Consider the following 7,101-nt stretch of genomic DNA (forward strand, 5'->3'; position numbering starts at 1 on the left):
ATCAAGCGCCAATAGCTATCATTTTTGAGTGCTGACGCTACCCGGCATGTCAGGGGTCACCTCCATCTCGGCCGTGCGCTTGTCCACGGCTTCGCGCAGGGCCTTGCCCGGCTTGAAATGCGGCACCCGTTTTTCCGGGATGGCCACTGCCTCGCCGCTGCGCGGATTGCGGCCCATGCGGGGAGGGCGGTGGTTGACCGAGAAGCTGCCAAAGCCGCGGATCTCGATGCGGTGCCCGCGCACCAGAGCATCGCCCACAGCGTCCAAGATGGTCTTCACGGCGTATTCGGCATCGCGGTGCGTGAGCTGGCCAAAGCGTGCAGCCAGTTCTTCAACGAGGTCTGAGCGGGTCATGGAGTCTTGCGGCATGGGCGGTCTGCAGTGTGCAGGTCTTTCAAAAAAAGAGCGGGCGCCGAAGCGCCCGCCGTCTGACTGATCTGCGGGCCTCTGCACAATCATCGCGCAGAGGTATCCCGGCAAGCCAGTGTCTTACTTTTCCGAGTTGTCCAGCTTGGCGCGCAGCAGGGCGCCCAGGCTGGTCGTGCCGGCGCTTTCGCGGCTGGATTGCTGGCTCAGGCTGGCCATCGCGCCTTGCTCGTCGGCCATGTCCTTCTGCTTGATCGACAACTGGATGTTGCGGGTCTTGCGATCCACGTTCACCACCACGGCCGTGACTTCGTCACCTTCCTTCAGCACATTGCGGGCATCTTCCACGCGGTCGCGGGAGATTTCCGAAGCGCGCAGGTAGCCGACGATGTCGTCGCCCAGGTCGATTTCAGCGCCACGGGCGTCCACGGTCTTGACCTTGCCGGTCACCGTCTGGCCCTTGTCGTTCACGGTCACGAAGGTCGTGAATGGGTCGCCGTCGAGCTGCTTGATGCCCAGGGAGATGCGCTCGCGGTCCACGTCCACAGCCAGCACGATCGCCTCGACTTCCTGACCCTTCTTGTAGTTGCGAACGGCGGACTCACCGGGTTCGTTCCAGGACAGGTCGGACAGGTGCACCAAGCCGTCGATGCCGGCAGCCAGGCCCACGAACACGCCGAAGTCGGTGATGGACTTGATGGGGCCCTTCACGCGGTCGCCGCGCTTGGTTTCCTGGGCAAATTCTTGCCAAGGGTTGGCCTTGCACTGCTTCATGCCCAGGCTGATGCGGCGCTTGTCTTCGTCGATTTCCAGAACCATGACTTCGACTTCGTCACCCAGCGAAACGAGCTTGGAAGGAGCGATGTTCTTGTTGGTCCAGTCCATTTCGGAGACGTGCACCAGGCCTTCGATGCCGGGTTCCAGCTCGACAAACGCGCCGTAGTCGGCAATGTTCGTGATCTTGCCGAACAGGCGGGTGCCTTGGGGGTAGCGGCGGTTCACGCCCATCCAGGGGTCGTCGCCCATTTGCTTCAGACCCAGCGAGACACGGTTCTTCTCGGTGTCGAACTTCAGGATCTTGGCGGTGATTTCCTGGCCAGCCGTCACCACTTCGGAAGGGTGACGCACGCGGCGCCATGCCATGTCGGTGATGTGCAGCAGGCCGTCGATGCCGCCCAGGTCCACGAACGCACCGTATTCGGTGATGTTCTTGACCACGCCTTGAACGATGGAGCCTTCCTTCAGGGTTTCCATCAGCTTGGCGCGCTCTTCGCCCATGGAGGCTTCCACCACAGCGCGGCGGCTCAGCACCACGTTGTTGCGCTTGCGGTCCAGCTTGATGACCTTGAATTCCATGGTCTTGTTTTCGTACGGCGTCAGATCCTTGATCGGACGGGTATCGATCAGCGAACCGGGCAGGAATGCGCGGATGCCGTTGACCAGGACAGTCAGGCCGCCCTTGACCTTGCCGGACGTGGTGCCGGTGACGAATTCGCCGGATTCCAGGGCCTTTTCCAGGCTCATCCAGGAAGCCAGACGCTTGGCAGTGTCGCGCGACAGGATGGTGTCGCCGTAGCCGTTTTCGATGGAGCCAATGGCCACCGACACGAAGTCACCCACTTGGACTTCGACTTCGCCCTTGTCGTTCTTGAACTCTTCCAGCGGCACGTAGGCTTCGGACTTGAGGCCGGCGTTCACGACCACGAAGTTGTGCTCGACGCGCACGACTTCAGCGGTGATGACTTCGCCTGGGCGCATTTCCGTGCGCTGCAAGGATTCTTCAAAAAGGGCGGCAAAAGATTCGGACATGTGTTTCCTTGCCACAAACAGGATTCCGGTAGCACCATTGCTACCGTTTTTATAGCTGCTTGCGGTGGTTTTTTGCGGCTGGGCCGCGGGTTAGGTTAGCGATCCACACAACCTGTGCGCTGGCGCGCGAGAGGGGCTGTGTGGGCCTGTGGCAAAGGCCTTTCGGCCCCGCCTGCGGAGCCTTCATTGGCATGAAGGCTCCCGCACGTTTCAGCCTTTTGCAGCAACTGCAAAAGGCTGGCGCTCTTGCCACCAGGCCAACACCTGTTCGACGGCTTGTTCAATCGTCAAATCGGAGTTGTCCAGGACCCGAGCGTCTTGCGCGGGCTTGAGAGGAGCGACGGCACGGGAACTGTCCCGCAGGTCGCGCGCTTCCAAATCCGCACGAAGGTCGTCGATATTAGCCGAAAAACCCTTTGAAATCAACTGTTTATGGCGGCGTTCTGCGCGGCAGGCGGCGCTGGCCGTCAAATAGACCTTGAGCGGGGCCCCGGGGAAGATCACCGTTCCCATGTCGCGGCCGTCAGCCACCAGGCCCGGCAGGCGTCGAAAGCTGTGCTGCAAGTCCACCAGCGCCTCGCGGACAGCGGGCAGGGCGGAGACGCGGGAAGCGTTCATTCCAGCCTCCTCCGTGCGGATGGCTTCCGTCACATCGTCGTCGCCCAGCCACACGCGGCCGTTCTCAAAGCGCACTGGCAGGGTCCGGGCCAGGGCCGCGATGCGGGCTTCGTCGGTGGGGTGGATGGTCAGTCCGGCGCGCAGCGCGGCCAGGGCCGTGATCCGGTACATCGCTCCGGAATCCAGGAAACGGTAACCCAGGCGCTGCGCCACCGCCGCTGCCACCGTGCCCTTGCCCGAAGCCGTCGGGCCATCGATGCAGATCACCGGAATGCGCTCGGTGGCTGTCTGCGCCACGGAGAACAGGGCTTCGAAGTAGTCCGGGAATGTCTTGGCCACGCATTTTGGGTCTTCGATGCGCACGGGCAGGCTGGCCGGGTTGAAGGCCGCCAGCGAGAAGCACATGGCCACGCGGTGGTCGTCATACGTGTGGATGCTGGCGGGTTTCCAGGCTTGCACTTGCGAAGGCGGCGTCACCCGGATGAAGTCCGCGCCTTCTTCTACCGAGGCGCCCAGCTTGCGCAGCTCGGCGGCCATGGCGGCGATGCGGTCCGTTTCCTTCACGCGCCAGCTGGCGATGTTGCGCAACGTGGTGGTGCCTTCGGCATACAGCGCCATCACCGCCAGCGTCATGGCGGCATCGGGGATGTGGTTGCAGTCGAGGTCGATGGCCTGGAGCGGCCAGGCGCCACGTTCGATCTGCAGCCAGTTGGGGCCGCCCGTGACCACGGCGCCCATGGCGCGCGCAGCCTCCACAAATCGGATGTCCCCCTGGATTGAATCCAGGCCGACGCCCTGAATCCTGATGCCATTCAGGCCGTCAGCGCTGGGTGCGATTGCGCCAAGCGCTATGAAATAGCTAGCGGACGAAGCGTCCGCCTCGACATGGATGCTGCCGGGAGACTGGTAGCGGCTGCCCGCCGCAATCGTGAATCGCTGCCAATTCTGGTGCTCGACCACGATGCCAAAGCGCGCCAGCAGCTGCAGCGTGATGGCGATGTAGGGCTTGGAGATCAGTTCGCCGACGACTTCGATCACGACAGATTGCGTGCCTGCGGCCAACGGCAGCGCCATGAGCAGCGCCGTGAGGAATTGGCTGGAGACATCTCCACGCACGCGGATGGGCGCCGTCAGCGCCAGGGCTGGTACGCCCGTCCCATGGGCGATGCGCAGGGGAGGGTAGCCTTCGTTGCCCAGGTAGTCCACGTGGCAGCCCAGTTGGCGCAACGCATCGACGAGATCGCCGATCGGCCGCTCGTGCATGCGCGGAACGCCCGAGAGTTCGAATTCACCCCCCAGCAGTGCCAACGCCGCGGTGAGGGGGCGCATGGCTGTGCCCGCGTTACCCAGGAAGAGCTTGGCGGGCGAGCGGGGCTCGCGGCCGCCCAGGCCCGTGATGTGCACCGTGCTGCTGCCCGGCTGCTCGTTCACCGTGCACCCGATGGCGCGCAGCGCATCCAGCATCACCCGCGTGTCGTCCGACGCGAGCAGGTCGTGCACGGTGGTCGTACCGTGGCTCAGCGCCGCCAGCAGCAGCACACGGTTGGAAATGCTCTTGGAGCCGGGCAAGCGGACGTCTCCGCCCGCAGTTTGCAAGGGGGGCAGGTCTAGGAAGGCGGTGGTGTACATCGGTGAATTTCGTCCATTGCAGCTCAAAGAGCAAAGAGCGTTCGCGCGGCCCAGGGCCTGCGCAACTGGCGCCCCCCCACACCGGTGCACCCGTGGAACTGGCTCCGCCAGGCCACCGGGTGCGTCCCCCCGGGGGGAAGGCGCCGCAGGCGACTCAGTGGGGGTTACTTCCGCTTTGCGCCCATGCGCCAATGCGCCCGGGTTTCGCTGGCCAGCGTGAGCATATCTTCCAGTGCCTGGGCATCCCCTTTTTGCATGGCTTGCTCAATCGTGTGCAGCGTCTGCTGGAACAGCTTGGACTGGGCGATCAGTTCCTCACGGTTGGACAGCAGGATGTCTCGCCACACCTTCGGATCGCTCGCGGCAATCCGTGTGAAATCGCGGAAGCCTGGGCCGGCCAATGAGAGGAAGTCGTCACCATGCACTTGGCCTGTGATGCTGTTCATCATGGCAAAAGCCAGCAGGTGCGGCAGGTGGCTCACGGCTGCGAAGGCGGCGTCGTGCGACTCGGGCGACATGCTGGAAACGCGGCTGCCCAGCGCTGTCCACAGGTCCTGGGCCTGCTGCAACTGCGCGGTGAAGGTGCGCTCGGTGGGTGTCAGGATGACCTGGCGCCCGCTGTAGAGATCGGCTTCGGCGTGCTCCACGCCCGACACTTCGCGGCCGGTGATGGGGTGAGCCGGCACGAACGAGCCCACCTGGTCACGCAAGGCCCGGCGGGCCGCCTGCACCACGTCGGCCTTGGTCGATCCCACGTCCATGATCAGCATTTGCGGCGTGACCAGGTGCTTGATGGCTTTGAGTGTGGCCTCGGTAGCCGCCACAGGCACGGCTACCAGCACGATGTCGGCGCCGGCAACGGCCAGCAGGGCGGAGGGCGCTTCCACATCGATCACGCCCAGTTGGCGGGCGCGGTCGGTGGTGGAGGGCGACTTGCTGTAGCCCACGACACGCTTGACCAGGCCCGCCTTCTTCATGGCCAGTGCAAACGAGCCGCCCATGAGCCCGCAGCCGATCAGTCCCAGTTGTTCGAACATGGCGGCTCCTTACGCAGACACGGGGTAGGTCCCGAGCACCTTGTAGAAAGCGCACAGGCTGCGCAGTTCTTCCAAGGCTTTCGCCACATGGGGCTGAGCGGGGTGGCCGTCGAGGTCGATGTAGAAGTAGTACTCCCACTGGCCGGTGCGGGCCGGGCGTGACTCGAAACGCGTCATGGAAACGCCATGGGTCTTGAGCGGCACCAGCAGGTCATGCACGGCGCCCGGGCGGTTGGGCACTGATACCACCAAGCTCGTGCAGTCCTTGCCCGATGGCGGAGGCGTCTGCAGCGTATGGGGCAGGCAGATGATGGCAAAGCGCGTGCGGTTGTAGGCGTCGTCCTGGATGGCATGCGCGACGATGTGCAGGCCAAACTGCGTGGCCGCGCGCTCGCTGGACAGGGCTGCCCAGGCGGGGTTCGTCGTTGCCAGGCGCGCGCCTTCCGCATTACTTGATACAGGGCGGCGTTCGGCGTGCGGCAAATGCTTGGAGAGCCAGGCCTGGCACTGCGCGAGGGCCTGGGGATGGGCCAGCACGACCTCGATACCCTCGAGCGAGTTGCTGGTGCGCAGCAGGTTGTGCCGCACCAGCAGGCTGACTTCGCCCACCACATGCGTGGGCGTGTGCAGGAAGAGATCCAGCGACCGCGTGACCACGCCTTCCGTGGAGTTTTCTACCCCCACCACGCCGTACTGGGCGCTGCCTGCGGCCGTGGCGTGGAACACCTCGTCGAAATTGGCGCAGTACATCAGGTCGGCTGCGCCGCCGAAGAACTCGATGGCCGCCTGTTCGCAGAACGTTCCTTCTGGGCCGAGCACCGCTACACGCTGCGGCGCTTCCAGTGCCAGGCAGGCAGACATGATCTCTCGCCAGATGGCGGCTACGTGAGCGCCCTTGAGGGGGCCTGGATTGGCGGTCTGGATCTTCTCGATGACCTGCGCCACGCGGTCGGGGCGAAAGAACGGAGTGCCTTCGCGCTTCTTGACCTCGCCCACCTGTTCGGCCACCAGCGCCCGCTGGTTGAGCAACGTCAGCAACTGCTGGTCGATGTTGTCGATCTGTAAGCGCAGGCTGGCGAGGTCGGGTGAGGCTTGCGGAGTGTTCATGGGGAGGGTTGTGCGCGGCGCGTGAACGGATGTTTGATTTGTGTTCAGGCGTGTTTTTGTTCAAATTCTCGCATGTAGGCCACCAGAGCCTGTACCCCGGCCATGGGGAGCGCGTTGTAGATGCTGGCACGCATGCCTCCCACGGACTTATGGCCCTTGAGCTGGAGCAAGCCACGTTCCTTGGCGCCCGCCAGGAAGGCATCGTTGCGGCTTTCGTCGCGCAGGAAGAATGGAACGTTCATGCGCGAGCGGCAGTTGGGCGCCACTTTATTGACATACAACTGCGAGCTGTCGATGGCGTCGTAGAGCAAGGCGGCCTTGGCGATGTTGCGCTGTTCCATTGCTGCGACGCCGCTCAAGCTGCCTTCGGTCTGGCGCTTGAGCCACTGGAAGGTCAGGCCCGCGATGTAGATGCCCCAGGTGGGGGGCGTGTTGAACATCGAATGGTTGTCGGCGACGGTTTTGTAGTCAAAGGCGCTGGGGCAAGCTGGCAAGGCATGGCCGAGCAGATCTTCGCGCACGATCACCAGGGTCA

Annotated in this window: 6 protein-coding genes; all 6 read right to left on the bottom strand. The window is 63.9% G+C overall.

The features are described 5' to 3' along the window. Window positions 1–18 precede the first annotated feature (18 nt). On the bottom strand, window positions 19–354 hold the full coding sequence (locus MRY84_RS14210; RefSeq protein ID WP_291506366.1) for an integration host factor subunit beta: 336 nt from the start codon (window positions 352–354) through the stop codon (window positions 19–21). A 135-nt stretch (window positions 355–489) separates the two neighbouring features. Then, complete coding sequence (rpsA, locus tag MRY84_RS14215) at window positions 490–2,175, bottom strand: 30S ribosomal protein S1 (RefSeq protein ID WP_291506367.1); 1,686 nt, start codon at window positions 2,173–2,175, stop codon at window positions 490–492. 210 nt (window positions 2,176–2,385) lie between these two features. After that, complete coding sequence (locus tag MRY84_RS14220; protein WP_291506368.1) at window positions 2,386–4,422, bottom strand: bifunctional 3-phosphoshikimate 1-carboxyvinyltransferase/cytidylate kinase; 2,037 nt, start codon at window positions 4,420–4,422, stop codon at window positions 2,386–2,388. A gap of 164 nt (window positions 4,423–4,586) precedes the next feature. After that, on the bottom strand, window positions 4,587–5,459 hold the full coding sequence (locus MRY84_RS14225; protein ID WP_291506369.1) for a prephenate dehydrogenase: 873 nt from the start codon (window positions 5,457–5,459) through the stop codon (window positions 4,587–4,589). Between the two features lie 9 nt (window positions 5,460–5,468). Beyond that, window positions 5,469–6,566, bottom strand: coding sequence for a prephenate dehydratase (gene pheA / locus MRY84_RS14230; protein WP_291506370.1), 1,098 nt, complete (start codon window positions 6,564–6,566; stop codon window positions 5,469–5,471). Between the two features lie 44 nt (window positions 6,567–6,610). Beyond that, window positions 6,611–7,101, bottom strand: a 491-nt coding sequence (locus MRY84_RS14235) for an aminotransferase class V-fold PLP-dependent enzyme (RefSeq protein ID WP_291506371.1), incomplete at its 5' end; no start/stop codon positions are given.

Origin of the sequence: Acidovorax sp., from assembly GCF_022763525.1 — a bacterium.
Classification (GTDB): Bacteria; Pseudomonadota; Gammaproteobacteria; order Burkholderiales; family Burkholderiaceae_C; genus Acidovorax.

Bases quoted from the DNA above. Each gene is read 5' to 3' on its own strand.
- MRY84_RS14210 (WP_291506366.1), bottom strand. From the start codon at position 354: ATGACCCGCTCAGACCTCGTTGAAGAACTGGCTGCACGCTTTGGCCAG.
- rpsA (WP_291506367.1), bottom strand. From the start codon at position 2,175: ATGTCCGAATCTTTTGCCGCCCTTTTTGAAGAATCCTTGCAGCGCACG.
- MRY84_RS14220 (WP_291506368.1), bottom strand. From the start codon at position 4,422: ATGTACACCACCGCCTTCCTAGACCTGCCCCCCTTGCAAACTGCGGGC.
- MRY84_RS14225 (WP_291506369.1), bottom strand. From the start codon at position 5,459: ATGTTCGAACAACTGGGACTGATCGGCTGCGGGCTCATGGGCGGCTCG.
- pheA (WP_291506370.1), bottom strand. From the start codon at position 6,566: ATGAACACTCCGCAAGCCTCACCCGACCTCGCCAGCCTGCGCTTACAG.